This is a genomic window from Arachnia propionica (assembly GCF_003859805.1).
Lineage (GTDB): Bacteria > Actinomycetota > Actinomycetes > Propionibacteriales > Propionibacteriaceae > Arachnia > Arachnia propionica_C.
Genome location: NZ_RQZG01000012.1, coordinates 36,010 through 60,437, shown reverse-complemented (window position 1 = coordinate 60,437; position 24,428 = coordinate 36,010). Strand labels below are relative to the sequence as shown.

General features: G+C 68.4%; 23 protein-coding genes and 1 tRNA gene. 10 read left to right on the top strand and 14 right to left on the bottom strand.

What is annotated here, in order from left to right; all coding sequences use genetic code 11:
- Positions 1-20: 20 nt before the first annotated feature.
- The 3 genes from EII34_RS10740 to EII34_RS10730 all read right to left on the bottom strand — a co-directional run bounded on the left by EII34_RS10740 (position 21) and on the right by EII34_RS10730 (position 4,399).
- On the bottom strand, positions 21-1,292 hold the full coding sequence (locus EII34_RS10740; protein ID WP_124845158.1) for an ABC transporter substrate-binding protein: 1,272 nt from the start codon (positions 1,290-1,292) through the stop codon (positions 21-23).
- A 119-nt stretch (positions 1,293-1,411) separates the two neighbouring features.
- Positions 1,412-2,449 carry a nucleoside hydrolase gene (locus tag EII34_RS10735; protein WP_124845157.1) on the bottom strand — a complete coding sequence of 346 codons (1,038 nt, stop codon included), beginning with the start codon at positions 2,447-2,449 and terminating at the stop codon, positions 1,412-1,414.
- Positions 2,450-2,902: 453 nt separating this feature from the next.
- Positions 2,903-4,399 carry a CoA-acylating methylmalonate-semialdehyde dehydrogenase gene (locus EII34_RS10730; RefSeq protein WP_124845156.1) on the bottom strand — a complete coding sequence of 499 codons (1,497 nt, stop codon included), beginning with the start codon at positions 4,397-4,399 and terminating at the stop codon, positions 2,903-2,905.
- 256 nt (positions 4,400-4,655) lie between these two features.
- Between EII34_RS10730 and EII34_RS10725 the strand changes: the two genes are divergently transcribed.
- From EII34_RS10725 to EII34_RS10700, 7 genes are all read left to right on the top strand, one after another.
- On the top strand, positions 4,656-5,843 hold the full coding sequence (locus tag EII34_RS10725) for a Gfo/Idh/MocA family protein (protein ID WP_124845155.1): 1,188 nt from the start codon (positions 4,656-4,658) through the stop codon (positions 5,841-5,843).
- Positions 5,844-5,856: 13 nt separating this feature from the next.
- A complete protein-coding gene (locus EII34_RS10720) occupies positions 5,857-6,855 on the top strand; it encodes a sugar phosphate isomerase/epimerase family protein (protein WP_124845154.1) in 999 nt (332 codons plus the stop codon).
- 400 nt (positions 6,856-7,255) lie between these two features.
- Positions 7,256-7,606, top strand: coding sequence for a hypothetical protein (locus tag EII34_RS10715; RefSeq protein ID WP_124845153.1), 351 nt, complete (start codon positions 7,256-7,258; stop codon positions 7,604-7,606).
- A complete protein-coding gene (locus tag EII34_RS10710; protein ID WP_124845152.1) occupies positions 7,593-7,832 on the top strand; it encodes a hypothetical protein in 240 nt (79 codons plus the stop codon). Before EII34_RS10715 ends, EII34_RS10710 begins: the two co-directional genes overlap by 14 nt.
- Before the next feature lie 81 nt (positions 7,833-7,913).
- Positions 7,914-8,057 carry a hypothetical protein gene (locus EII34_RS16000; RefSeq protein ID WP_185711298.1) on the top strand — a complete coding sequence of 48 codons (144 nt, stop codon included), beginning with the start codon at positions 7,914-7,916 and terminating at the stop codon, positions 8,055-8,057.
- Positions 8,054-9,466 carry a hypothetical protein gene (locus tag EII34_RS10705; protein WP_124845151.1) on the top strand — a complete coding sequence of 471 codons (1,413 nt, stop codon included), beginning with the start codon at positions 8,054-8,056 and terminating at the stop codon, positions 9,464-9,466. The genes EII34_RS16000 and EII34_RS10705 overlap by 4 nt, the downstream gene beginning before the upstream one ends.
- A gap of 8 nt (positions 9,467-9,474) precedes the next feature.
- The gene (locus EII34_RS10700) at positions 9,475-10,854 is read left to right on the top strand and encodes a hypothetical protein (RefSeq protein WP_124845150.1); all 1,380 of its coding nucleotides are present in this window, start codon (positions 9,475-9,477) and stop codon (positions 10,852-10,854) included.
- A 64-nt stretch (positions 10,855-10,918) separates the two neighbouring features.
- On the opposite strand, the gene EII34_RS10695 is transcribed toward EII34_RS10700, so the two are convergent.
- The 5 genes from EII34_RS10695 to EII34_RS10675 form a co-directional block, all read right to left on the bottom strand.
- Entirely contained in the window at positions 10,919-12,055 is a 1,137-nt protein-coding gene (locus EII34_RS10695) for a Wadjet anti-phage system protein JetD domain-containing protein (RefSeq protein WP_124845149.1), read from the bottom strand.
- On the bottom strand, positions 12,052-15,444 hold the full coding sequence (locus EII34_RS10690; protein ID WP_124845148.1) for an ATP-binding protein: 3,393 nt from the start codon (positions 15,442-15,444) through the stop codon (positions 12,052-12,054). The genes EII34_RS10695 and EII34_RS10690 overlap by 4 nt, the downstream gene beginning before the upstream one ends.
- The gene (locus EII34_RS10685; protein WP_124845147.1) at positions 15,441-16,007 is read right to left on the bottom strand and encodes a DUF4194 domain-containing protein; all 567 of its coding nucleotides are present in this window, start codon (positions 16,005-16,007) and stop codon (positions 15,441-15,443) included. Before EII34_RS10685 ends, EII34_RS10690 begins: the two co-directional genes overlap by 4 nt.
- Complete coding sequence (locus tag EII34_RS10680) at positions 16,004-17,431, bottom strand: DUF3375 domain-containing protein (RefSeq protein WP_124845146.1); 1,428 nt, start codon at positions 17,429-17,431, stop codon at positions 16,004-16,006. The genes EII34_RS10685 and EII34_RS10680 overlap by 4 nt, the downstream gene beginning before the upstream one ends.
- A gap of 268 nt (positions 17,432-17,699) precedes the next feature.
- A tRNA-Leu gene (locus EII34_RS10675) sits at positions 17,700-17,782 on the bottom strand.
- A gap of 103 nt (positions 17,783-17,885) precedes the next feature.
- On the opposite strand from EII34_RS10675, the gene EII34_RS10665 reads away from it, so the two are divergent.
- Complete coding sequence (locus EII34_RS10665; protein WP_185711297.1) at positions 17,886-18,848, top strand: hypothetical protein; 963 nt, start codon at positions 17,886-17,888, stop codon at positions 18,846-18,848.
- A gap of 11 nt (positions 18,849-18,859) precedes the next feature.
- Here EII34_RS10665 and EII34_RS10660 read toward each other — a convergent pair whose 3' ends face one another.
- On the bottom strand, positions 18,860-20,014 hold the full coding sequence (locus EII34_RS10660) for an AZOBR_p60025 family cell surface glycopolymer formation protein (protein ID WP_124845143.1): 1,155 nt from the start codon (positions 20,012-20,014) through the stop codon (positions 18,860-18,862).
- A gap of 304 nt (positions 20,015-20,318) precedes the next feature.
- On the opposite strand from EII34_RS10660, the gene EII34_RS16590 reads away from it, so the two are divergent.
- A complete protein-coding gene (locus EII34_RS16590) occupies positions 20,319-20,447 on the top strand; it encodes a hypothetical protein (RefSeq protein ID WP_260425128.1) in 129 nt (42 codons plus the stop codon).
- Between the two features lie 2 nt (positions 20,448-20,449).
- On the opposite strand, the gene EII34_RS10655 is transcribed toward EII34_RS16590, so the two are convergent.
- From EII34_RS10655 to EII34_RS10645, 3 genes are all read right to left on the bottom strand, one after another.
- Entirely contained in the window at positions 20,450-20,794 is a 345-nt protein-coding gene (locus EII34_RS10655; RefSeq protein WP_124845142.1) for a hypothetical protein, read from the bottom strand.
- Between the two features lie 137 nt (positions 20,795-20,931).
- Positions 20,932-21,399: a hypothetical protein gene (locus tag EII34_RS10650; RefSeq protein ID WP_124845141.1), complete on the bottom strand. Its 468-nt coding sequence runs from the start codon at positions 21,397-21,399 to the stop codon at positions 20,932-20,934.
- Positions 21,400-21,484: 85 nt separating this feature from the next.
- Positions 21,485-22,474: a GTP-binding protein gene (locus EII34_RS10645; protein WP_124845140.1), complete on the bottom strand. Its 990-nt coding sequence runs from the start codon at positions 22,472-22,474 to the stop codon at positions 21,485-21,487.
- Positions 22,475-22,546: 72 nt separating this feature from the next.
- Between EII34_RS10645 and ykgO the strand changes: the two genes are divergently transcribed.
- Positions 22,547-22,669 (top strand): type B 50S ribosomal protein L36, encoded by a 123-nt coding sequence (gene ykgO, locus EII34_RS10640; protein ID WP_124845139.1) that lies wholly within the window; start codon positions 22,547-22,549, stop codon positions 22,667-22,669.
- A 148-nt stretch (positions 22,670-22,817) separates the two neighbouring features.
- Here ykgO and EII34_RS10635 read toward each other — a convergent pair whose 3' ends face one another.
- Positions 22,818-23,297 (bottom strand): NUDIX hydrolase, encoded by a 480-nt coding sequence (locus tag EII34_RS10635; RefSeq protein WP_124845138.1) that lies wholly within the window; start codon positions 23,295-23,297, stop codon positions 22,818-22,820.
- A gap of 1 nt (position 23,298) precedes the next feature.
- Complete coding sequence (locus tag EII34_RS10630; RefSeq protein WP_124845137.1) at positions 23,299-24,375, bottom strand: branched-chain amino acid aminotransferase; 1,077 nt, start codon at positions 24,373-24,375, stop codon at positions 23,299-23,301.
- Between the last annotated feature and the right edge of the window lie 53 nt (positions 24,376-24,428).

Here is a 24,428-nt window from a genome sequence, read left to right as displayed (position 1 = left end):
GCCGTGTTGGTGGACGATGGTCACTTGACTTCGTTCTTGTACTGCTCCAAGGCCTGCTGCCAGGAGTCCTCAGCACTGGCAGCACCGGTGTCGACGCGTCCCAGGGCGTCACCGACGATGCCACGGATCTGGGCGTACCGCTTGCCGGTGAAGGGCTGGACGGTGATCTTGGAGGCCATGTCACCGTAGATCTTGCCGACCGGCGCGTCGTTGAAGAACTCGCTCTTGGAGTCAGCGATCTCGGGGGACTCGACGGCCTTCTTCTGGCTCGGGAAGGTGTCCTTCACCTTGTAGGCCTTGAGCTGCTGCTCGGGCGCGGTCAGCCAGTCGGCCAGTTTCTTGGCCTCCTCCTGGTGCTTCGACTGGGTGGGGACCATCAGGTAGGAGCCACCGGAGTTGCTGGGGCCACCGGGGAAGACCGGGGCGATGTCCCAGCCCGTGACGCCTGCGGCCTGGTCCTTGATGACACCGGCCATCCAGCTCGGGCACATCGTGGTGGCGAACTTCGGCTCACCCTGGAAGGCAGCGGTCCAGTCATCGGTCCAGGCGACGAGGTGGGCCGACTGGTCCATGTTGGCGCTGATGAGGTCGTAGACCTTCTTCATGTCGGCGTTCTGGTCCAGCGGGATGGGGGTGTCGTCGCTGTTCTCGAAGGCGTTCGGCATCTGCGAGATCATGCCCTGGAAGACCACCGAGCTGGAGTCGAACCACGCGACATCGGGCTTCTTGGCCTTGAAGTCGGCCCCGACCTTGAAGTAGTTCTCCCAGTCGCCCTCCAGCAGCTTCGCGACCTCCTCGCGGTCGCTCGGCAGCCCGGCCTCGGCGAAGACATCGGCGCGGTAGCAGATGGCGTTGGGGGCGGAGTCGGTGCCGTAGCCGAGCAGCTTGCCGTCCGGGGAGGTGGCCTTCTGGGCCTTCCAGTCGAACCAGCGGTCCTTCACGTCGTCGCCGCTGAGGTCGACCCACTGGTCATCGTACTGGACCAGCTCTGGCATCCAGTCACCCTCGACGGCAACGACATCGGCCAGCCCGGACCCGGCGGCGATCTTGGTGTTCAGGTCGTCGCGGGCGTTGGTCGCCTGGGCGGTGCGCTGCTCCTCGATCTTGATGTTCGGGTTCTGCTTCATGTACTCCTTGTACAGCTCCTCGTACCCGAAGTCGTTGAACAGTGAGATGGTGAGGGTGACCTGTCCGCCGTCGCCGTCTCCGCTCTGTGAGCCACCGCATGCGGTCATCGCGAGCAGCACGCCGGTGGTCGCGGCCAGCGCGAGTGCCTTCTTCCTGATTGTCATTGGGAACTCCCTTGTTCAGTGGATTGTTTCCGCTGGTTTTCTTGTCTGGTGATTTCCCGATGGTGTCACCGGGGAACCGTGGTGGATTCACTTCCTCGACAGTGCTGTCGTCCGGGGTTTCAGACGTCGGCCTGCCACTTGGCGAATTCCTCGATCTTGAGGCACAGGTCCTCAACGATCAGGCGCATGTCGATGCTGGTGTAGACCCGCATGGGCCGGGTGCCGTGCATCGGTCGGTAGTCCCCGGACTCCATGATCCGAGGTGTTGGTTTGACGATCCATCGCGACGACGAGGTGTCGGCCTCGTAGACCGTCTGGAGCGCGGTGAGCAGCACGAGGGCGTTGTCGCCGATGTCGTAGCCACCCGTGACGGGTTGCCCGGCGGCGGCGCAGTCGTCGAGCAGTTGTTTGATCTCGCGGTACATGTACGCGCCCAACGGTCCGCTCTGGCCGAGCCGGATCCGCAGCACCGACTCGGAGATGATGGCCTGCCGGTAGGTGTCGCGCGGCACCTGCCAGATGGTCAGGTCCTGCGCGTCGAAGCAGACACGGCCGGAGTTGACGTCGATCATGAGGTTGTACTCGATCGGCATCGCACCGGGCGGCGGGTCGCCGAGCCCGGCGTACTCGGAACCTCCGACCCACACCAGGGTGAGGCGTTCGGCCACCTCGGGTTCGATGAGGATGGCCGAGGCCAGATCGGTGAGCCCACCACCGGCCGCGTAGTACAACGGGCGAGGATCGTCCCTCAGGGCCTCGGCGATGATGCGGCGGGCGGCGGGCGAGTCCTGCGGGGTCTCGCAGTCCGCCAGGGCCTGCTCGGCGCCACGCCAGATGAGCTCGGTGGATTCGCACCCCATGCGGGCCAGCAGGTCCAGCGCGATGAGTTCGGCGTCGGTGGCGGTGTGGGATGAATCGGTCATGGGGTCGCCGTCGCGCAGGTGGGAGGCGACGACGCCGACGACCTCCACACTCGGCGAGAGCAGGTGGTGGACGAGCTGGTACAGGTCGTCCGGGTCACCGGCGAAGTCGTTGTCGACGATGACGCGGGCGGCAGGCGGGCACGGTGGGACGTCGCGCCACGGGGTCTCGCCGTAGCGCCACCGCTTGCTGGCCGGGATGCCGTGATCGACGCCCGGGGCGGGAACTCTGGTCATGCCACCTCCTCGTGTGTGTTGAGGAGACAGTACCGCACTTCTCGCCAGGATGGAAGCGCTCTCACAAACCCGCTCAAGAACCTCTCATCGACGGCATCTGCAGTAGCCAGAGCCAAGTTCAGTGGCCCCTCTCCGGGCGGAAAACGTTACCGATTCGAGACCTTTGCCCGACCCATCGGTCGCCCACCCGGCACCCCACCTGCCGCACCCACCATCGCCCCCACGAAGCCGACCCACGACCAGCCACGGCACCTTCCCGCCGCTGGTCGAGCCGGGCCGCGAACCTGCGAAGGAAACCGTGCCGAGACCCGGCGAGGTCTCCGCTCCACCTGAGTTCCGGCACCGGGTCCCGGAGGCCTCGACACGATCGCTCAGCTTCGCGGCTCGACCAGCTGGGAGGACGACAGAGCGCCGGGGAGGCCTCTCGACCTCCCCGGCGCTCTCAGCTCTGGCTCACTCCTCGCGCTGGAAGCTCATCGTCGCGGCGTAGGCGCCGGACTCCGAGGGCCACCGGCTGGTGATGGCCTTGGCCCGCGTGTAGAAGTGGACACCCTCCGGGCCGTGGATGTGGGTGTCACCCAGCAGCGACTCCTTCCACCCACCGAAGGAGTAGTACGCCACCGGCGTCGGGATCGGCACGTTGACACCCACCATGCCGGCCTCCACGTCCAGCTGGAACCGACGCGCGTAGCCACCGTCGTTGGTGAAGATGGCCGCACCGTTGCCGAACTCGGAGGCGTTGACGATCTCGATGGCCTCGGCGTAGTTCTCCGCCTCGACGATGCACAGCACCGGCCCGAACACCTCGTCCTTGTAGACCGGGGCGTCCAGCGGCACCTTCGTCAGCACCGTCGGGCCGACCCAGAAGCCGTCCTCGTAGCCCTCGACCTTGCATCCACGACCGTCGAGCACCACCTTCGCACCGCGCGCCTCACCGTCGTCGATGAGCCCGACGATGCGGTCGCGGTCCTTGGCGGTGATGACCGGGCCCATCTGGACCCCCTCATCCATGCCGTAGCCCACCTTGATCTTCGCGCCGTTCGCGGCGACGAGCTCAGCCAGCCGGTCACCGACCCCACCGACGGCGACCACCACGGGCAGCGCCATGCAACGCTCACCGGCGGCACCGAAGGCGGCGGCGGAGATGTGCTGGGCGGCGAACTCCAGGTCCGCGTCGGGCATCACGATGGCGTGGTTGTTGGCCCCGCCCAGGGCGTGGACCCGCTTGCCGTGGGACACACCGGTGTCCTGCACGATGTGCGCCACCGGGGTGGAGCCGACGAAGGAGATCGCGTCGATGCCGGAGTGGGTGAGGATGTCGGAGACCAGCTGGCGGTCACCGGCCAGCACGTTGAACACGCCGTCGGGCAGCCCCGCCTCCTTGTAGAGGCGCGCGATGATGAGCGACGCGGTGGGGGTCGGCGAGGCGGGCTTGAGCAGGAACGCGTTGCCGGTGGCGATGGCGATGGGGTGCATCCACATCGGCACCATCACGGGGAAGTTGAACGGGCAGATGCCAGCCACCACGCCGACGGGCTGGCGGATGGTGTGGATGTCCACGCCGCTGGAGATGTCGAAGGAGTACTCGCCCTTCAGCGCGGCGGCGATACCGCAGGCGAAGTCCAGGGTCTCGCGGCCACGCTGGATCTCTCCGATGGCGTCCGAGTAGTCCTTGCCGTGCTCGTCGACGATGGCGCGGGCCAGTTCGTCCTGGTTGGCCAGCACCAGTTCACGCATCTTGAACATGATGGCGGTGCGCTTGGCCAGCGAGTACTTGGCCCACTTCTTCTGGGCGGCGCGGGAGGAGGCGACGGCGTGGTCGAGATCAGCCCTGCTCGCCGACAGCAGTTCGGCGGTCACCTTGCCGGTGGCGGGGTTCTCGACGGGGATCGTGTGGTCGGGCTGGCCCTCGTACGGAGCGCCGTCGATCCAGTGGGAGATGGTGGGCATGGGTTTCCTCTCGAAGGTGGTTCAGCCTGGGGTGACCCCGGCGTCGGGGCACACCTCACACCTGAAGCTTTGTCCATACAATACCACCGGATTGCTGACATGGCATCCCCTCCCCCACCCCACGGGGAGGAGCAGGTGACCATCTGAGATGCGTGGCGCGCATCTCAAAGTTTGTCCGAACATCCAGTTGAACTTTGCCCATCCCGGGTGGATGATGGTGGCACAGCCCCAGCGCTCACCGTCGAGAGAGGTTCCCATGTCCCCCACGCTCTCGGTCGCCGTCATCGGCGCCGGCATGGCCGGCCGCACCCACGCCAACGCGTGGCGGCAGGTCAACACCATCTACGACTCCGACCTCCCCCGGCTGAGACTGGCCACCATCGCCGACCAGCACCTGCCGTTCGCCGAATCGGCGGCGAAGGCCTACGGCTACGAGCACGCGACCGCGGACTGGCGCGACATCGTCGCCGATGACGACATCGACATCGTCTCCATCGTGGTGGCGAACTCGCTGCACCGTGAGATGGCCGAGGCCCTGGTCAGGGCCGGTAAGCACGTGCTGTGCGAGAAACCCCTCGCCGACACCCTCGACGACGCCGCCGCGATGGCGGAGCTGGAGGCCGGCCACGACGTCGTGACCGGTTTGGGGTACTGCTACCGCCGCAACCCGGGCATCGCGCGGATCGCGGAACTGGTGCAGGACGGCACCCTCGGGACGGTGAGCCACTTCAACGGCTCCTACTTCTGTGACTACGGTGTCGATCCCCTGACCCCCATCGCGTGGCGCTACACCGGCCCGATGGGCTCCGGCGCCCTCGGGGACGTCGGCTCCCACCTCATCGACGCGGCCGAGCTGGTCTGCGGCCCGATCGTCTCCGTCAGTGGCGCGATCCTGTCCACCGTCATCACCGAACGCCCGACCCCGTCAGGGGTGGTGATGGGTGGTCGCGGGGTCACCGCTGCCTCCGGGGGTGAACTGGTGCCCGTCACCAACGACGACGTGGCCACGTTCACCGCACGCTTCGCGTCAGGGGTGGTGGGGACGTTCTCCGTCTCCCGCATCGCCCACGGCACCCCCAACTCGTTGCGTTTCGAGGTGATCGGCACCGAGGGCCGCGCCGACTTCGACATGGCCCGGGCCGGGGAGATCACCCTCACCGACTCCTCCTCCCCGGTAGGTCTCGGCGGGCCTCGCCAGGTGCTGGTCGGGCCGTCGTTCCCGTACTTCGCCAACGGGTCGTCGATGGCCTTCCAGGGGGTCGGCTTCACCCAGATCGAACAGTTCACCTATCAGGCCCACGCCTTCCTGCAGCAGGTGGCGGGGGTCACCGACGGCGCGCTGCCGCCCTGCGCGTCGTTCGCCGACGGCCACCGTGAGCTGCGGATCGCCGACGCCATCGCCCGCAGTGCCGCCGCTGACGGCCTCACCATCACCATCGACTGATCAGGAGCATCCCATGGCCTTCACCTACGGTGCCTACACCGCCTGCCTGCAGGACCGGAACCTCGACGAGGTCCTCGACATCCTCTCCGCCAACGGATTGAGCGGGGCCGAGGTCAACGTCGGCGGTTTCATCCCCAGCCCGCACGCCCACGTCGATCTGCTGCTCGGCAACGAGACGGCCCGGCAGGAGTACCTGGAGAAGTTCGCCTCCCGGGGCATGACCCTGTCCGGGTTGAACGCCTCCGGGAACCCGCTCTCCCCGCTTCCCGGGGTCGGGCCGAAGCATGCCGAGGACGTGTACAAGGCCATCGACCTGGCATCGAAGCTGGGGGTGGCGGAGATCGTGACGATGTCCGGCTGTCCCGGGTCCGACCCGGATGCGAAGTACCCGTCGTGGGTGGTCAACCCGTGGAACGGGGTGGACCTGGACATCCTCGACCACCAGTGGTCGGTGCTCGTCCCGTTCTGGCAGCAGGTGGACCGGTTCGCCGCCGAGCGCGGGGTGAAGGTGTGCTGGGAACTGCACCCGCACAACGTGGTGTTCAACACCCCGACCTTCGAGCGTTTCATCGCGGAGGCGGGGACGACGAACATCCACGTCAACCTGGACCCCTCCCACCTGTTCTGGCAGCAGATGGAACCCATCGACGTGATCGAGCGGCTGGGAGCCCACATCGGGCACGTCCACGCGAAGGACACGAAGATCTTCCCCGGGGCCAGCTACCGGGGTGTGCTGGACACCTCCTTCACCCGGGTCCCCGCCGACGATCCGGGCAAGGTCCCCACCGGCATCGGGTTCTGGTGCAACGCCTGGCCCGAGGACCCGGCGTGGCGGTTCGTCGCCGTCGGCAACGGCCACGACGTGGACTACTGGACCCGTTTCCTGCAGGCCCTGCAGCGGGTCAACCCGGACCTCAACGTCAACATCGAGCACGAGGACTCCTCCCTCGGCCAGGAGGAGGGGCTCGCTGTCAGCGCGAGGACGCTGCTCGCCGCTGCCGCCAACCTCTGATCCTTCGCCCCTGCTGGCCCCGATCCGGTCGTCTCACCCCGGATCGGGGCCGTCGGCAGCACATCCTGGGCACACGTCGCCGATCCCGGCCGGGTACGCGTTCGACATGATGCGGTTGCGGGACGACCCCCACTGTGACCGGAGGTCCGCGCCGACCCCACCAGCAACGCCCCTCGACGGGACCGTCCGTGTGGCGGCATCGGCTGGATGCCGCTGGGCAGCAGCCGGATACAGGACGTCGTGGCCCCGCGCTGGTCGACCTCGATGAACCGACGACATGGCTCCTGATCAAGGATCCGGCTGGCGGTTCCCGGATGGGGAGAACTGATCTCCCCGACCTGTTCACACAACTCGACCAGGTGCACAGGGCCGCTGGGGCCCGGAGAAGCACCACCCCTTCATGGGCGAGGCGCTGGCACCCACCGGCGCCCTGCTCGACGACACCCACGCCTTCCTCCTCGTGGTGGCAGGGATGCCCACCGGCACGAAGCCGGAGCAGGTCCGGGGCCTTGCCCACCTCGTCACGGTACGGCTCAGCGATGTCACTGTCGTGGCACACGTCGAGGTCGGTCGGAGCATCGGGGGGTTCCAGGCCGTCAGCCCCACCCTCAGCCTCACTGCCGACGGTTCCGGCCTGTTGATGGGGGCGGGGTGTCACGGGCGTCACGTCCTCACCGGCGAGGTGATCGATCCTGCGACGGTTCCCGAGGACATCACGGGGGAACTCGCTGCATCGCGTGGGAGCACCTGAGGACCCCCACCTGGTCCTGAAGGAGCACGACACTGACGGGAGGATCGCGCTGCGGGCACCCGAGGAGAGGACCACGAAGGCCCTCTGGGCGGCGCAGGAACGCCCCGTCCCGTGGAGTGCCGCCGTCCATGGGGGCTGCTCCGCGAACCAGCCGCCACCCCTCGAGAACTCCACGAACATCGCCCTCAACGGCCACTGCCTCTCCGCGGAGACATGGCGATGGTGACCGGGCGTCGAGGTGACCTCCTGGTTCCCTAGAATGCCTGAAAGGCCCACGACCGACGTCGGGCCCGAGAACAGGGGTCTCATGCACCGTCGCACCTTCCACACCCTCACCCACACCGAGCCCGGGGTCCTGCCCGAGACCGAGCACCCGCCGACCGGTCCTGTCGCGATCACCTCCCGGGGACACGGCGCCTTCTTCCAGGCAAACAGGCAAGGGCGACGATGACGACGGCACGGCCCCTGCTCCCCCGCCGGAGGTTCCTCACGACCCTGGCCCTCGCCGGGACGGCCCTGACAGGCCTCAGCGGCTGCTCGTGGCTCGGGTGGGGCTCCTCGGACCCCGCTGGCCGTCTCCCCTGGGGATTCGAGAAGAAATCCGCATGGCCCGGGGCCAAGGCGGACGTGGTCATGACCGGGATCAGGAACCAGTACCTCACGGCAGCCATGGTCATTCCGGAGCTGAGGCACATCTTCCGCGATGGGTGGACCCCGGTGGTCGTCGATGTGACAGGACCGACGACGCGGGCCGTCTCCCTCACCGAGGACGGCTCCTGGACCACCGTCAAGGTGACCCCGCAGAGCCCCGACGGGCACGGGGATTCCCCGGGAACCGCCCGTACCGTGCTGTTCCCCGGACCCGCTGTCATGGACGACACCCACGCGTACGTGACGATGGGTGTGGTCCCCCTCGAGAGGCCTGACCAGGACATCACCGAGGTCCTCGAGAAGGGCTCTGCCCTGGTGCTGCTCAAGATCCACCTGGCCGACGGGGCCGTGGTCGGGTCGGTGACCCTGGGCGAGCGTTGCAGGACCGGCGAGAAACTCCACGAGGAACTGCAGCTGTCCTTCAACGAGGACCGCACCGCACTGCTCGTCGCCCACGACAACAGGCTGACCGACGGGGCCGACTGGCTGGGGCTGCGGGTCAGTGCCGGGACGTTGGGGGTCGAGTTCGACGCCCATTCACTCCTGCGACACCAGCGGGACCCGATCGTCACTCCTCTGGGCCAGGCCATCGCGGTGCACACGGGAGCGAATCAGGCACGACTCGTGGTCTTCCTGACCAACGGTGAGACCCTTCAGAAGCCGGACCGCAGGGTGGGTCGGGTGATGGGTGGCTGGTCGTATGAGACCACCGGCACCCGCGGCGGGGAGACCCATGTGATGCGAAACGTGCTCACCGGGCAGGAGAAGTCCCTCCCAGCCCACCTGGGCGGCACGTCCTTGCCGTACCCCTCCTGGCCGAGCGTGTTCATCGATCCGCTGGTGTCGGTCAGGGACCTCAGTGGAATGCCGCTGACCATCCATCAGCCGGACTCCGACACCCCCACCCGGACCGTCACCCTGAAGTCGTACGGGGACCTGCTGTCCGCGGGCTTCCACCAAGGAGCACTCTACCTCTGGCACCGGGAGACGGATGCACAGCAGAAGACGAAGAACCTCCTGGTCATCCAACCGCTGGGCAGCGATCAGGAACTCCCGCTCGAGTGGTCCGCCGATGCTCCCTTGAACGACGTGCACGTCACTGCCTGGGGCGTCCTCGACGCGGACACGATCAAGGGCCCACGGTTCTACCGCGCCACGCAGTGGCTACCGGGGGCAGCCACGCCGTCCCCCACGTCCAGTCCTTCCTGAGGAGCATCATGCGTCGTCGTCACTTCCTCTGGGTGGGGGCCGTCTCCGCCCTGTCGGCCTGCGCCGACACCCCCGCCATTCCCGAGACCGTTCCCACGCCCAACATCCCACCGGCACCGTCGGCCTCCACCTCCCCGCCTCCGGAACCGCCGGGCTCCTTCGTCGTCCCCACCTCGTTCCGACATGCGCCGACGTGGCCAACCGCTCCCGTGGCCACCCGCATCACCGCCGTGAGGCACCACTGGCTGTGCGGTGCAGTGCTGCGAGGGGAGAAGGACCCCAGGGGGCAGGAGGAGGCATGGTTTCCCGCGGTCGTCAACGTCAAGGGGCCGAGCACCTGGATCCTCCAGCTCGATGACTCCGGCACCTTCGCCACCGAGAAGGTGGAGCTCGACGCCCTGGTCACACCGTCGCCCGGGGCCCCCGTCGAGGAGGACGGACGCGGTCGGCCACTCACCGCGGGTCGGGCGGTGCTGGACGAGCAACACGCCTACCTCGTGGTGGGGGTGCAGGAAGCAGCGTCCCGGTACGCCCTGCACGTGGTCAAGGTGGGGCTGGGCGACGGCGCCGTCGCGGCCACCGTGAAGATCCGGGAGGGGATCGACCCGCACGCCATCCGCGCCCTGACCCTGAGCCTCGACGAGACGGGACGAGAACTGGTGCTGGTCGGGACCACGACGCTCAAGGCCCCCGGGGATCACGTGGCGGTCCGGCTCGTCACGAGCGATCTCTCCGTGCGGTTCGATGCCCACGACGTCGTCGCGGACGCCACCCCGGTGATGAACCACGTCCTCGGCGAGGCCATCGTGCTGACCCGCCAGGACGGCACCCGGGTCGTGGTGGCTCCGCTGACGGGAAGCGTGGTCGAGGTGGGTGCCTGGATGCCGCTGTTCGTGGCGGGTGAATGGCTGTACTTCGCGGATCTGGTGGACGACGACACCGAGCAGTGGAACCACGAGGCGGTCCACGTCACGTCGTTGCGTCATGACGCCACCATTGATCTGCAGGACATCACCAGCCATGGCGCGGTCAGTTTCAGGCCCCCACAGATCTGGTCGGAGTCCCGGGCACTGATCGGATCCGCGGACCACGAGAAGGGAGGCTCGTTGTGGGTGTGGCGGGTGGGAGCCCCAGCGCCCGACTTCAGGGTCACGGCCGGTCTGGATGAGCGTCCTCCTCGGGCCAGGGCCATCTTCGGCAATGTCCTGTACTCAGGCCCCAACGACAAGGACACCCTGAGCGATGACGCGACCCTCCACCTGCGGAACCTGGGCTCCGGCACGATCATCGCCGAACTACCTCTGCTGGGGAATGCGGAGGCCCTCGCGGTCACGTCCTGGGGACTGGCCAACGAGACATTGTTCTACCCGGCCATCGGATGGTCATGACTCAAGGTGGTTGGCAACAGTCGCCAAAGCGACTGTTGCCAACCACCGAACACCTGCGCAGGACTCAGCCCAGCCGCTCCAGGGCCCAGGGCCAGCAGATCAACTCCTGCTCCAACCGGACCCTGCTCCCCAACCGGTCCTCCACCAGCTCGCGGTACAGCAACCCCTCCTGAGGGCTCAGCCTGGACAGCGACGCCACCGTCGGGCGTCCCTCACGCACCCACTGGTCACGGTGCTCCAGCAGCGTCTCCCGATCCATCAGCACCGAACGCACCTCGGGCAGCCAGCCACGCAACCGGTTCAGGATCGCAAAACCATGCGTGTCGATGTCACCCCAGTACGTCACCTCCACACCCGCCAGCCACGGCAACCGCCCCACCCGGTCCACGTCGAAACCGCGTCCCCACAGCACCACCCCGTCATCCGGAACCGGCACACTCAGATACGTCACCTCGTTCTCGACGATGAGGGCCCGCGACGGCGTCAACTCCAGCCGGGCCAGCTCCTCGGCCCGCACCGCCACCTCACTGAGCCCGAGCCACCCCAGCCCCGACCCGAGCCGCAACCGCACCAGCTCCGGGCGACGCCCCAGCCCCAGATCGTCGAGGAAACCCGTCGCTGAGCCCCGCACCCGCAGCAGCTCCGCCAACACACCCCGGTGCCGTTCCGCGAACTTCGTGTCCACCCCCGGCGCACTCATCTCCCGCAGGTGCCGTCCCGATCCCCGGTGCCCGTCCAGCCAGGTGAAGGTGGCCAGCAGCGCCCGCCAGTCGTCGATCCGCAACGCCCGCAGCGGATGCTCCAGCACCCACGCCCGCACCGTCGGGACCCCCGCCACCAGCGCCAGCACCTCGTCGAACCGGTCCACCTCCGCCCGCGACCCCAGCAGCCGCCACGCCTGCTCCAGGCTCGTGACGACGGCGTGGCTGGGCAGCCGCTCCCGCTGGAACCGCCGCCCACCGACCTGCTTCCACACCAGTTCGAAACAGTCCCCACCCCCGGAGGCCTTCTCCAGCCTGCTGATCCACGCCTCGATCCGCGCCAACTGGTCCGCGACCTCCGCCGCACGCGGCCCCTTCAACGGCACCCGGATCGGCACCAACTCCTCCCCGGCGGCGTGGGCACGCAACAGCTCACCGCTGTTCCAGCGACGCTGCACCACCACCCGGACCGCCTCCGGCCCGGACCATGCCGTCCTCATCGCTCACGCCTGCCTCGTCTGCTCCGGTACTCCTCGATGGTCATGGTGTGCAGCCGCGAATTGGTGCCACCCGGGTTGTCCACGTACCCGATGGCCCGCACGTACGGCTCGATGACCTGCACCTTCTGCAACGGCGTGATGATGAGCAACTGCAACCCCAGCTTCGCGAACAACGTCAACGCGTACCGCGTCGAGGCGTCCGAGCCCCGCCCGAAGGCCTCGTCGATCACGGCGAACCGGAAGTCCCGGGAGCGCTCCACCCCCCACTCCAGCCCGAACTGGTAGGCCAGCGACGCCGCCAGGATGGTGTAGGCCAACTTCTCCTTCTGACCGCCGGACTTGCCGTCGGAGTCGGAGTAGTGCTCCCACTCCTCGTCGGTGTCGTGATCCCGCTCCGAGGCGGAGAACACGAACCAGTTCCGCACATCCGTGACGCGACGGGTCCACGCCCGATCCGCCTCGGCATGCCCCTCCCGACCCCGGAACCGCTCGATGATGGCCTTGACGTCCAGGAACCGCTGCTCCGAGTAGTGGTCCCCCGACAGGGCGTGATCGACGGCACGCCGCAGGTCCTCCCGGAAGGCGATCACGTCGCTGTTGTTGGTGTTCTGCTTCTCCAGCCGCACATAGCGACCCGGGTTGTAGTCGATGGCCCCGAGCGCCTCGTTGATGTGCGCCACCCGGTCGTCGATCTGCTCGGCCTGCCGCCGCAACCACGCGTTGAACTGCGCCAACTCCCGCACCGTGTTCGTGTTGAGTTGCTGCTTGAACTCCTCCTCGAAACGGGGCAGGTCGTCGTCGCTGACCTGCCGGTGCAGCGCGACGAACTCGTCCCGCGCCTCGACGGCCGGGTCCAGGTCCACCCTCAGCTCCGGCCAGCGCCGCAGCACCTCGTTCATCCCGGCGAGCAGACCCTGCCCCAACCCGCCGAGCTCCCGGTGCAGCCGTTCGATCCGACGCCCGAGGTCGTCCTCCAGCTGCTCCCTGGCCGGTTCCCATGCCGCCGAGGTGGCGGGCATCGTCCCGAGCTGCGTGATGAGCGCCGGGTAGCTGGCCCTGGCCCGCTCCGGATCGGGGTGCGCGGCGACGCGGGCGTCGTCAGCCGCCCTCGCCTGCTCCGCCTTGACCCGCTCCCCCTCCAACCGGGCCACCTTCTTGGTGAGTTCCTCGATCACCGCATCGGTCCTCGCGATGCGCCCGGAGTTGGCCTCCAGCTGACGGGTGATCTCCACCAGCCGCGACGACGCCCCCTCAAGCCGTGCCCGTTCGGTCTCGGCCGCCTGGGCACGGGCCGTCGCCTCCTCGTGGTCCAGATCGGTCCAGGAACGGTACTCCCCCAGCCGGTTCAGGGCGTCCAACTGCCCCTGGATCTGCTCCAGCTCACCCCGGGCCGCCGACACCTCCTGCTCCGCGTGCCGCACCGCCTGCTGCAGTTCCGCGACCTCCTGCTGCAGCACCTGCAGTTTGCGTTCATTGCCCCAGCCGAGCACCCACCGTCGTGGATCATCGGCACGGTGCCGGTCGTCCTTGACGTGCCGGTCCCCGTTCCTCACCTGCCCCTGGCGGGTGACGGCCCTGGCCACGTGGAAGTCACGGAACTCGGCCAGGTCCTCGGCGCAGCGATGGTCGGCACGCCGCTGCAGCTCCTGCTCGAGGTACGCCGCGAACGGTCCGTCACGGACCTCCAGGCAGTCCGCCAACCGCAGCCACGGCGACGGCTCCGCCTGGCTGCGGATGCGTCGCGTCGAGACCCGCTCGTAGGTGAGCCGGGCTCCGACCCGTCGACCGTCCCGCCCCGGCAGCTCCAGACGACGCTCGTTCACCCACGCCGACACCACACGGTAGTGCTCGTCGGGCACCAGCAGCGACAGCGCGAAACCACGCAGCACCCGCTCCGCAGCTCCCCGCCACTGGCCGTGCTCCTGTGACACGTCCAGCAGCTCCCCGGCGAACGGCAGCTGGTCCGTGGTCAAGCCCAGGTCGTCGCAGAGCAGCTCACGGAGCATCACCTGCTCAGCGGGGAGGTTGCTGCTGCGCTGTTCCAGGCTCTCGACCTCCCGCGCCACCTCCGCCAGGCCACGACGGTGGTCACGCACCCGGGCCTCCGCGTCACCACGCCGGGCCTCGACCTGCTGCCGGGCACTCACCAGCCCGGCGGTGAGCTCACCGGTGGTCGCGAGCAGGGCCGCGAAGGCGTCGGCGTCACCGACCGGCGCCAGGCCGGCCTTGCCGACGGCGTCGTCGAATGCGCCCCGCCATCGCAGTCTGGTCCCGGCCTCGGTGCGGGCGTCGCGGGCGAGACGCTCCAGCTCCCCGATACGGTTGCCGCCCGCCTCACTGCGCTCCTCGATGAGGGTCTCCCGTTCCCGCTCCAGGGCCTTGCGACGCTGCCGCTCCACATCGCACTGCGACTCCAGCCGGGTCTCCTCGACGACGCAGGCCGCCACCTCGTCGGCGAGCAGCTGGGCGCGATGCTCGGCGACGAACAGCCGAACCGCCTCCAGCTGCGCCTGACCGGCCTCACGGCTGCTCAGCGCCGTGTCGTAGCGTTGACTGGTGGCCACCAGCGGGGTCAGGACCTCGAGCTGCTCCCGGGCCCGTCTGACCGCGTCGTGGGCCTTGGTGAGGTCGTCGAAATGGCTGAGGATGCCCGCCACCCGACCCGAGGCGTCCGCCGGCTCCAGCATGTGGTCCCGGACGAACTCGTTGAGGTTCCCCACCGATTTCATCGACACCGTCTGGTGGAACAGCTCCAGGGCCTGCTGGGAGCGGATCCCGAGCAGCCGTCGCAGTGACGACGCGTACTTCGGGTAGTCGTCGAAGAGGGTGACCTCCGGGTCGGAGCGCAGCCGTTTCCGCAGGGCCTTCAGGTCGGTGCCGAAGTGCCCGAAGTCGGTGTGGACGTCCAACGCCCTGGTGGCGGTGACGAAGAACCGGTACGGCTGCCCCTTCGGGTCACGCTGCTGGAACACCTGGGCCAACGAGATGGTCTCGTCGAAACCGTCGTTGCTGAACACCCCGACGATCACGGAGTAGGTGGTGCCGTCGGTGCGCAACCCGACGGCACGGGAACGCCCGGAGGACTCCACCCGCTCCGACTTGTAGTGCCCCTCCACGTAGGAACGCAGGGTGCGTTCCCGTGCATCGGCCCCGGCGGCCTTGTTGTAGGCGATCCTCCCGGCGGGCATGAGCAGGGTGGTGACGGCATCGACCAGGGTGGACTTGCCGGAGCCGATGTCCCCGGTGAGCAACGCCGTCTCGCCGTCGGGGGTCAGCCGCCACACCCGGTCGTGGAAGGTGCCCCAGTTGAACACCTCCAGGTGCTTGAGCCGGTACCCGGCACGTCCTGCGGATCCGAGCTCGACGGTGGGGAACAGGGCGTCGCTCATGACTCCACCCCCGCGTACTGCCGCAGTTTCGCCTCGAAATCAGCCATCGTCTCCGCATCCACGAATGCCTTGAGCACCCGCTGCACCTCCCAGTGGTCCGGCTCCCCACGCAGCGGGCGCAGGAACCCGAGGTCCGCCACCTGCTTGACGGTGCGTTCGGCCTGATCGGCGATGCGTGCCTCGTTGGAGGTCTCGGCCTGGAAGGTGCGCAGCAGGTCGACGATCTGTTCCCCGGTGAGCACCAGTTTGGAATCGGTGGACAGGGACTCGAACTCGGCGAGGCGTTTGCGCAGCAGCACCAGCAGCAGGGAGACGTTGTAGGTCAGGGCCCGGCGACGCACCAGTCGCGGCAGCTCGTCGTCGCCGTCGTCGGAGCGGGAACGCAGGTAGGCGAAGCCCTCGGCGTCGGCGACCACCACGTCCACCCCGATGTCGGCGAAGTGGTCGCGGATGGCCCCGGAGGCGCGCTCCAGGGTGCCCCAGGTGTCCTCGTCGACCTCCCGGTAGACCACTCCCTGCATCAGTTTGATGATGGCCCGGCTCACCTCGGGTTCCACACTCATCGTCGTCTCACCGTCACCTTCGGTAGTCGTGCCCGACGCCATCGTTGCTCGTCGTGCTCGTCGGGGTAGTCCAGCACAGTGACGTCGCCGTCGTCGAGTTCCACGCTCAGTTCGTCATCGCTGATGCTGAGGTAGCCGACGATCTCGGCGGCTCCCTGCTCCAGCGGGTACAGGTCCACGATGTCCTCCAGCTGCATCGAGGACCTCGGCGGCAGGACGCCCCGCACCAGCTCGGCCAGACGGGCGGCGTTGACGAAACGCTGCGTGAACAGGGCCTCGTCGTCGAGGGGGTCGTCCCCCACGGGCGGGATGAGGCTGACCACGTCCGCCGTCGTCGGGGGTTCGTAGAGGGGACGTTCGAAGGGCAGCACGATGGGCAGGCCGGGCAGGTCGATCTCGATGCCCCACTCAGGGGGTGCGTCGCGGACCTGGAGGGCGGCGGCCTCGATGCCGCGCACCAGGTCCAGCACACGCCGGTTCTCCAGCCACACCTGGTCGTCGAGGAACCGCCGGAGCTGTTCGGACAGTTGTCGGACGGTGTGCTGGGTGCGTTCGGCGGCCTCGGCCCAGTCGTGGTGGATGGTGCGCAGCCGCTGGTCGGCGTCGGGTCCCAGCAGGTCGGTGGCGCGGGAGAGCAGCGTGCTCAGTTCCTCCTGCTGGCTGCCCGACAGCAGGAAGTCGTGGAAGGCCTGGAAGCTGCGGCCCTGGTCGGAGCCCGTGATGTCGCTGCGGGAGCCGACGAGTTCGGCCAGCAGGTCCCCCTTGGTGCCGTCCCAGCCGGCGATCTTCTCGCGGGCGGCCCGGTCGAGGTGCCGGAAGTTCTCCTCGACCTCCCGGAAGTCGCTGAGCAGGGCGCGGGCGGTGGTGGCGACCTGCTGGTAGCGGTCACGGACCTTGACGTCGTCGAGGATGGGGGGTTGCCCGGCCTCGACGGCGGCGATCTCGGCGTCGATGAGGTCACGGCGGCGCTGCAGCTCGGCCAGGCGGGAGGTGGGGTCGGCATCGGTGCCGTGGACGATCTGGCGGAGCAGGTCGACGACGGTGTGGAGGCGTGACTCGGTGCCGACGAAGGAACGGGCCTGGAGGGAGTCGACCCAGGCATAGGCCTTCTCGAAGGCGGGGGTGACCTCGTAGTGGATCTCGTCGTGGCCGGGTGGGTAGAAGCGGCGGAGGTACCCGGCCTCGGGTGCGGCCCACTCCTCCAGGTACTGGGTGGGTGGGCGCGGGTAGCGTTCGTCGCCGTCGACCAGGGCGAACAGATGGTCCTCCAGGGCCGAGGCGACGATGTGGGCGGGGGTGGCGCCGCGGTTGACGGTGACGAAGAAACCACCGAGGAAGGACAGGATGAGGGGGCTGTTCGTGGCTCGCAGCAGCCGCCAGGCCGCACTCTGGTCACGCAGCAGCTCGACGGCGGGCTGGTCCACGTCGTCCTCCTTCCCTGACGGACCAAGCTTATTACCGCCTTCCCACCGACCCACCCCGCGGTTCGCCTGCCTTGCGGCCGGTTCGCCTGCCTTGTTCGGAATTACCTGCCCAACAAGACAGGCAATTCCGAACAAGGCAGGCAAACCCGATCCAGGACAGGCGAACCGACGGGGCGTGACGGGGGGAGTGACAGGCACTGGGCCTGCGGTGGTGGGGCTGGACGTCCGGAAATGGGAGAACCCCCGGCTCCACCGGGGGTTCTCATCGTGCGCGAGAGAGGAGTTGAACCTCCACGCCCTTGCGGGCACCGGCACCTGAAGCCGGCGCGTCTGCCATTCCGCCACTCGCGCATCGGATTGTTGATCCGAGGATGAACACTACCACGCCTTTGGTGCCGTACGCCAATCCCGCCGCTGGTGACCGGATGGCCCCTTGCCCCTTAGCATGGTGTCCATGAGCAACAACCAGTGGCCCGGCGGCGGACAGCCGAACGGCCCGATGGGAAACCAGCCCCCACAAGGACAGCCCTACCCCCAGCAGGGCTACCCGCACCAGGGTGGTCACCCCCAGCAGGGACAGCCGTACCCCCAGCAGGGACAGCCATACCCCCAGCAGGGCCAACCGTACCCCCAGCAGCCCTACGACCAGTCGGCGCAGTCACCCTACGGCCAGCAGCCCGGGTATGACCAGCAGTCCGGATACGGCCAGCAGCCCGGATACGGCCAGCCCGGATATGACCAGCAGCCCTACGCCCAGGCGTACGGCATGCACGAGGCCACCGCACCCCCTGCGAAGCGCGGCGTCAACCCCCTCGTGATCGTCCTGGTCGTGGTGATCGTGCTCCTGCTCGGTGGGCTCGGCTTCTACTTGGTCACCAAGGGCAAGAGTGGGGAGACGACCGCCCCCTCCACCGCCCAGCAGAGCAGCACCCCGAGCGAGACCAGCCAGGAGCCGACGAAGAGCACCGAACCCACCAAGAGCGCGACGCCGGCCGAGACGTCGAAGCCGACGGAGACCACCGCGACGGCCGGCCAGCAGCCGACCACCGGGACGAACTCCAATGTTCCGGCGTTCCCGGACTCGTTCGGCCAGTTCACCACCGGCCCCGACACAGACGAGACGACCAGCACGGAGACGATGGCCAAGGTCTACACCCAAAGCGGTCAATTCACGGTTTTCAGCGTCGTCTTCATCGAGCTTCCCGGCGGGAAGGATGCCGCAGCCGGGACCCTCAAGAACCTGGAGACCCATGGCAGCTCGGTCTGCGGAACATTGAGCGACACCGGTGCGAGCAACGAGGTCTACACCTGCTTCACCGATGCGCATGGTGGCACCCTGACCAGCACCATGATCCCGGCCACGAGCGCTGCCGACGTGGCGGCCACCACCCAGGAATTCATCACAGCCTGGAAGTGACCTGCTCCGACCTACTCCCGGTGGTCGTGGATCGTCGCCCTGTCGACGGTTCGCGACCACCGGGCCGCATTTCCGGTGACGGCCAGGACCAGCAGGAGCGCCGCCAGACTGAGCGTCACCGACGGGATGCGGAACATCTCGTGCGGGTACAGCAGGGTGCGCCACCCCAGCGTCGAGACCAGCACGCTCTGCAGCAGCACCACGAGACCCAGTGCACTGCGCTGGACCAGGCCGACCACGGAGGCCACCACCAGCACCGCCGCGACGGCGAGGAGCCCCGGCACCGCCGTCGACCCGATCTGTGAGGACAGGAAATCACCGACACGCATCTGGTTGGCCAGGTCGAAGGTCTCCAACCAGCCGACGACGGGGGCACCGACATTGCCGTCGTCATAGGTGCTCTGCTCGGCGGTGAACCGGGAACGCACGTACAGCAGCCAGGCGGCGAGGACGACGGGACCGGCCAGCAGCGGCGGGACGGGCCGCCAGTCGATGGTGCGGGTGCGGATCCAGCGCAGCAGCTCCGCCAGCCCGAGGGCGACGGGGACCAGCACGAGTTGCTCCTTCATCAGGCACACCGCCACCCCCAGGGTCGCGATCACCGGCCAGGAGCGCTCCTCGCGGTGCCAGGCCAGCAGCAGCGCGCAGATGAGCGCCACCTGCCCGGGCTCGGTCAGCGCAGTGCTGGCGCTGAACAGCAGCCCGGGGGTGAAGCACACCAGCAGCCCCAGCCAGGGCGACCCACCGAGCCTGCGGGCCAGCGCCGACATGAGCACCGCGGCCGCCACCGTCGATGCGACGCTCAACCCCCAGAACACCCACGGCAGCAGCGTGGGCTGCCCGAGGGACAGCAGCCCGGCGACCCACCCGTGGAGGGGATGCCCGTAGCGGTACGCGGCCAGGTCGATCAGGTCGTGGGCCTGCCCCGTCGCGAAGGGGTCGAGCGCCACCGCCACGTAGTAGGTGCCGTCGTAGTGGTCGGCCGCGGTGGTGAAGAGGAAGGCCGGGTCACGCTCCGCCAGCAGGGCGGCCAGGGGGTCGGTGGTGGCGACGCTGAGCAGTCGGCTGGGATGGAACGGCGCCGGGTGCGCCAGCAGCTGGCACAGCACCGTGACGACGGCGGCCATCAGGCCACAGACCACCGGGATGCCGAAACGGTTCCTCACTCATTGCCTCCCGAAGTCCTGGGCTCTCGGGCCCGCAACCGTTGAAACGCTCAACCCGCCACGGATCCACCTCATCATTGCACTTCAGCTCGATGCCGGGAATTGACTCCGCATCACGCCAGCCCATCGTGTACTGCTCACTGCCGTGGATCGTGACAAGGTCCCCCGCACGTCCAGGAGGTCCCGACATCGACAGCTGGGTGTGCTGGCGGAAGGACTCACCCCTTGGCCCGGAGCGGCCAGAGGACCCGACCCCTGGCCCCCGGGGTGAGCAGGGCGTGGATGCGCCACCTCGTGCGCCACCATGAACCGCATCGCCTCCCACTGGTCGTTCTCCCGGCACCCGGCGAAGAAGTCCGTGCCGATCACCACCACGTCCCGCATCCCGTGGTCCTTGCGGCACGGCTCGATCGACGGGTCGCTCACCAGGTAGGCCTACGGCACCCGACTGAGCCCCGCCGCCACGATCATCTCGTGCAACTGCGGGTACTGCTCCGCCGTGATGGCAGCTCCCCTGGCCCGCGGCTTGGCACGTCGCATCCCCCGGAGCAGGATGAGGCTGATCGGCAGCATCATCGCCAGGCCCACCTCACCCAACAGGCCCGTGGCCTCCTCCCCCAACTCTCCCTCGATGGGCAACGCCACCAGCACCAGCACCACCAGCGCGACGGCCAGCACCATCACGACCCCGGCCACCACCAGCGCAGGACGCTCCCCGGGGTGCCGCAGTTCTCGTCGCTCAGCAGCCGTGATCGGGGACTCGGTGAACAGATCAGACATGCGGGCGAGCATGGAGGGCCGCCGGGCCTCGCTCCGGAACACCACGACGACACGGCGTCAGCAGGAGCCGAACAAACCGACACGACCGGTGGAGGGGAAACCCTCGGTTTCCCCTCCACCGGTCGGACAGGAGTGGCTCAGTGGTCCTGAGGCTGCTCCGGGGTGGTCTCCTCCGGCTGCGAGGTCTCCCCCGAGCGACGGTTCACCACGTCACGGCCCTTCTCGCTCAGTTCGCGGAAGCCCTTGTTGATCTCGTCGACGAACTTGTTGAGGTGCGTTCCCAGCTGCTCGAGGAACTGGCGGGCACCGGGCGCGTCGACCTCCGGATGGGTCTTGGCGTACTCGGCCTTCTGGTCGTCGTAGAACGCCTTGGCCTTCTCACCCACCAGCCCCGCGAATCCCGCGATGGCATAGCCGGCGTCGACAACGAACCTCGCCGCGTCCTCCCCGAAGGGCTTCCTCTCCTCATCGGTGTGCGGCTCGGTGACCACCTCACCGTCGACGGTCTCCGTCGCCTGTTCCGCCTCGTCGCCGAAGACCTGCTCGGCGTGGGTATCGTGCTCCCCAGCCTGCTGCTGGCTCTCGTCGTGGTTCCAGTCGTTCATGATTCCTCCTCGGGCACCTGTTCCTCCAGTGTGCCCCCGTTCCCGCGCGGGAGAAGAGGGACTTCCCCTGAATCGTCCCTGAGAATCAACGACGGCTGGGGTCGGGCCAGGCGGGCAGCGGATCACGCAGCTCACGCCACCTCCTCGGCCCGGCCAGCAGTTCACCGTCGTCGAGGGCCGCGGCGTCCAGGGCCAGGGTCAGCGCTGTGACGTCCAGGTCCACCCCGATGATCCCCAGGTCCTGACCGATGGCCAGCACCTCCTCGTCGGCGGTGTCCACGGCGACGGGGTCGAAGGCGATCACCGTTCCCACGTGATCCCACTGCGCCACCACGCCCGGGCGGGTCGCCAGCCGACAGAAGCCACTTGAGCGCAGCACCGTGCCGTAGTGCTCCCCCGAGATCGCATCCAGCGTGGCCAGCAGTCGCTCCGGGTGCAGCGGTCGCACCTGTTCGTAGCGGAAGGCCTGGACCCGCGGGTGGGCGTGCAGGGGCGAGAGGTCGTCGCTGAGCAGCGCCATCCACCCGGGCCGGTCCTGATCGACGGTGTAGGGACGCTCCCGGTCGAGCACGACGCCCACCCCGGTATCCAGTTCGATCCGGGCCTGTGGGCCCAGGTGGGCGATCAGGGCCAGCACCACGTCGAGATCAGCCGTGTTCCGCCATCCCACCACGACGACGGTGGATGCGTACTCCAGCTGGGCGCACACCGCACGGGCCCGGGTGGTGAAGCGCACCGGGGCGGGGCCGTCGCCCACCGGTTCCGTGACGGTGTCCATCCCCCTCAGGTCCGCGATGAGGTGGGCGGCGTCGACGACGCAGATGATCTCGACCAGTCGGGTCGGTCCCTCCGGGTCGGCCAGGGCGCCGATCACCCGGGGCAGGGAGACGCCGTCGGGGAACTCGATGACGGCCTCCCCCAGCTGGGCCTCACGTGCAGCGGCGACGACGGGGTCGCGGTGTCCACGCAGCTGGTCGGCTGTGATCAGGGACATGACGTTGATCTCGGCCAGACTGGCCGCACAGCGTCGCCTCTCCGGCAGACAGGCTCCCACCACCACCACATCGATGCCCACAGCGCAGCACATCCTCTCGACTCGACCACGACGAGAGAGAATGATAACGTTTCTCAACAGGAGGTGTCAGTCATGAAGGTCAGAGCATCCATCCGCGCGTTGAAGATGCAGCCCGGGTCGCAGATCGTGCGACGCCGAGGCCATCTCTACGTCATCAACAAGAAGAACCCCCGGTTCAAGGCCCGGCAGGGCTGAACCGGTCGATCCCGAGGCAAGGGGCGGTGCGCTGGCAGGTCGCACCGCCCCGTTTCATCACGTTCTCGGGCATCAGGTATGCATGTTGTCAATGACATGCCCAAGAACTCACTGAAATGACATAACGTCGGGTGTTCGAGAGGGCGGATCAGCGGGAGAGGACGACGGCGTCGGCCACCAACTCACCGTCACGGTACGGCATCACCGCGTGGAACGGACGCGAATCCTCATCCAGCACCAGCGGCACGAAGTACCGGTCCCCCTCCCACATCGGCAGGTCCATCACCTCGGCCACCGGCACCCAGGCCAGCGGCCCGTCGTCGTTGCGCCCCGGCGGCTCCCCGTCGAAGTCGTCCACCACGAAGACCAGCCCGAACCAGTCCGCGCCGTCCGAGCCGAACCCCGGCCAGGAGATCGTGCCGCGCAGCTCAGCCGAGCGGACCTCGATCCCGGCCTCCTCCCTGAGCTCCCGCCTCAGACAGCTCAACACGTCCTCATCCGGCTCCAGCTTCCCGCCCAGCCCGATCCACTTGCCCCGGTGGTCGTCACCGTCGCGACTGCGGTGCACCAGCAGCACCCGACCACCCTGCCGGACGTAGCCGAGCACCCCGATCACGGGCCGGATCACCTCAGCAGACCTTCCTCATCCACCCGTGGACGTCCTCGGCCCGGCCGTACTGGATGTCCAGCAGGTGCGCCCGCAGCGCCTGCGTCACCGGACCCGGTTCACCGTCGCCGACCTGCTGCTCCCCGTGCTCCGGCGAGTTGAACCCGACGATGGGCGTGATGACCGCCGCCGTGCCACAGGCGAAGGTCTCCACGACCCGGCCGGAGGCCACACCGTCGCGCAGCTCGTCGATGGAGATCTGCCGCTCGACGGGCCTCAGGTCGTGATCGACGGCGAGCCTGAGCAGCGAGTCGCGGGTCACCCCCTCCAGGATCGAGCCGAGCGCCGGGGTCACCAGCTCACCGTCGCTGGTCACCATCATGAAGTTCATGGTGCCGCACTCCTCCAGCCAACGATGCTCCGCACCGTCGAGGTAGAGCACCTGACCGCAGCCGTGCGCCGCCGCCTCATTGGCCGCCGCCAGCGAGGCCGCGTAGTTGCCACCACACTTCGCGGTGCCGGTGCCACCGGGGGCGGCACGGGTGAAGTTCTTCGTCACCCACAGCTTCACCGGGGCCGGGTAGTACGCGCCGACGGGGGTCGCCAACAGCCCGTAGATGTAGTTCTTGGCCTCGCGCACCCCGAGATACGGCTCGTTGGCGATCTGGAAGGGCCGAAGGTACAGCGACTGCTCGCCGTCGCCCTGCGGCACCCACGCCTGTTCCAGCTCCACCAGCTCGTGCAGCGACGCCAGGAAGGCCTCCTCAGGGAACGGGGCCATCTCCAGGCGGTGGGCCGAGGAGACGAACCGGGAGGCGTTGCGCTCCGGCCGGAACAGCCACACCGAGCCGTCGGCGTGCCGGTACGCCTTCAGACCCTCGAAGATCTCCTGCCCGTAGTGCAGCACCGCAGCCGCGGGGTGCAGCCGGAAGTCATCGGTGGCGACGATCCTCAGGTCGTGCCAGCCGCGTCCCTCCGTGTAGTCGGCCACCGCCATGTGGTCGGTGAAGTGCTTCCCGAACACCGGATCGGCGACGACGGCCTCGCGCTCGGCGTCGGGGGCGGGATGATCGGTCCGGTGCAGTTGGAACGTGGCCATGTCGCGGAGACTATCCCATACCGCGGCACCGGCACAGCCGTCCCATGGTTCAA

What these genes read in the sequence shown, in the direction of transcription:
- EII34_RS10740 (WP_124845158.1), bottom strand. Translation starts at nt 1,292, where the DNA reads ATGACAATCAGGAAGAAGGCACTCGCGCTGGCCGCGACCACCGGCGTG.
- EII34_RS10735 (WP_124845157.1), bottom strand. Translation starts at nt 2,449, where the DNA reads ATGACCAGAGTTCCCGCCCCGGGCGTCGATCACGGCATCCCGGCCAGC.
- EII34_RS10730 (WP_124845156.1), bottom strand. Translation starts at nt 4,399, where the DNA reads ATGCCCACCATCTCCCACTGGATCGACGGCGCTCCGTACGAGGGCCAG.
- EII34_RS10725 (WP_124845155.1), top strand. Translation starts at nt 4,656, where the DNA reads ATGTCCCCCACGCTCTCGGTCGCCGTCATCGGCGCCGGCATGGCCGGC.
- EII34_RS10720 (WP_124845154.1), top strand. Translation starts at nt 5,857, where the DNA reads ATGGCCTTCACCTACGGTGCCTACACCGCCTGCCTGCAGGACCGGAAC.
- EII34_RS10715 (WP_124845153.1), top strand. Translation starts at nt 7,256, where the DNA reads ATGGGCGAGGCGCTGGCACCCACCGGCGCCCTGCTCGACGACACCCAC.
- EII34_RS16000 (WP_185711298.1), top strand. Translation starts at nt 7,914, where the DNA reads ATGCACCGTCGCACCTTCCACACCCTCACCCACACCGAGCCCGGGGTC.
- EII34_RS10705 (WP_124845151.1), top strand. Translation starts at nt 8,054, where the DNA reads ATGACGACGGCACGGCCCCTGCTCCCCCGCCGGAGGTTCCTCACGACC.
- EII34_RS10700 (WP_124845150.1), top strand. Translation starts at nt 9,475, where the DNA reads ATGCGTCGTCGTCACTTCCTCTGGGTGGGGGCCGTCTCCGCCCTGTCG.
- EII34_RS10695 (WP_124845149.1), bottom strand. Translation starts at nt 12,055, where the DNA reads ATGAGGACGGCATGGTCCGGGCCGGAGGCGGTCCGGGTGGTGGTGCAG.
- EII34_RS10690 (WP_124845148.1), bottom strand. Translation starts at nt 15,444, where the DNA reads ATGAGCGACGCCCTGTTCCCCACCGTCGAGCTCGGATCCGCAGGACGT.
- EII34_RS10685 (WP_124845147.1), bottom strand. Translation starts at nt 16,007, where the DNA reads ATGAGTGTGGAACCCGAGGTGAGCCGGGCCATCATCAAACTGATGCAG.
- EII34_RS10665 (WP_185711297.1), top strand. Translation starts at nt 17,886, where the DNA reads ATGAGCAACAACCAGTGGCCCGGCGGCGGACAGCCGAACGGCCCGATG.
- EII34_RS16590 (WP_260425128.1), top strand. Translation starts at nt 20,319, where the DNA reads ATGAACCGCATCGCCTCCCACTGGTCGTTCTCCCGGCACCCGGCGAAG.
- EII34_RS10655 (WP_124845142.1), bottom strand. Translation starts at nt 20,794, where the DNA reads ATGTCTGATCTGTTCACCGAGTCCCCGATCACGGCTGCTGAGCGACGA.
- EII34_RS10650 (WP_124845141.1), bottom strand. Translation starts at nt 21,399, where the DNA reads ATGAACGACTGGAACCACGACGAGAGCCAGCAGCAGGCTGGGGAGCAC.
- ykgO (WP_124845139.1), top strand. Translation starts at nt 22,547, where the DNA reads ATGAAGGTCAGAGCATCCATCCGCGCGTTGAAGATGCAGCCCGGGTCG.
- EII34_RS10630 (WP_124845137.1), bottom strand. Translation starts at nt 24,375, where the DNA reads ATGGCCACGTTCCAACTGCACCGGACCGATCATCCCGCCCCCGACGCC.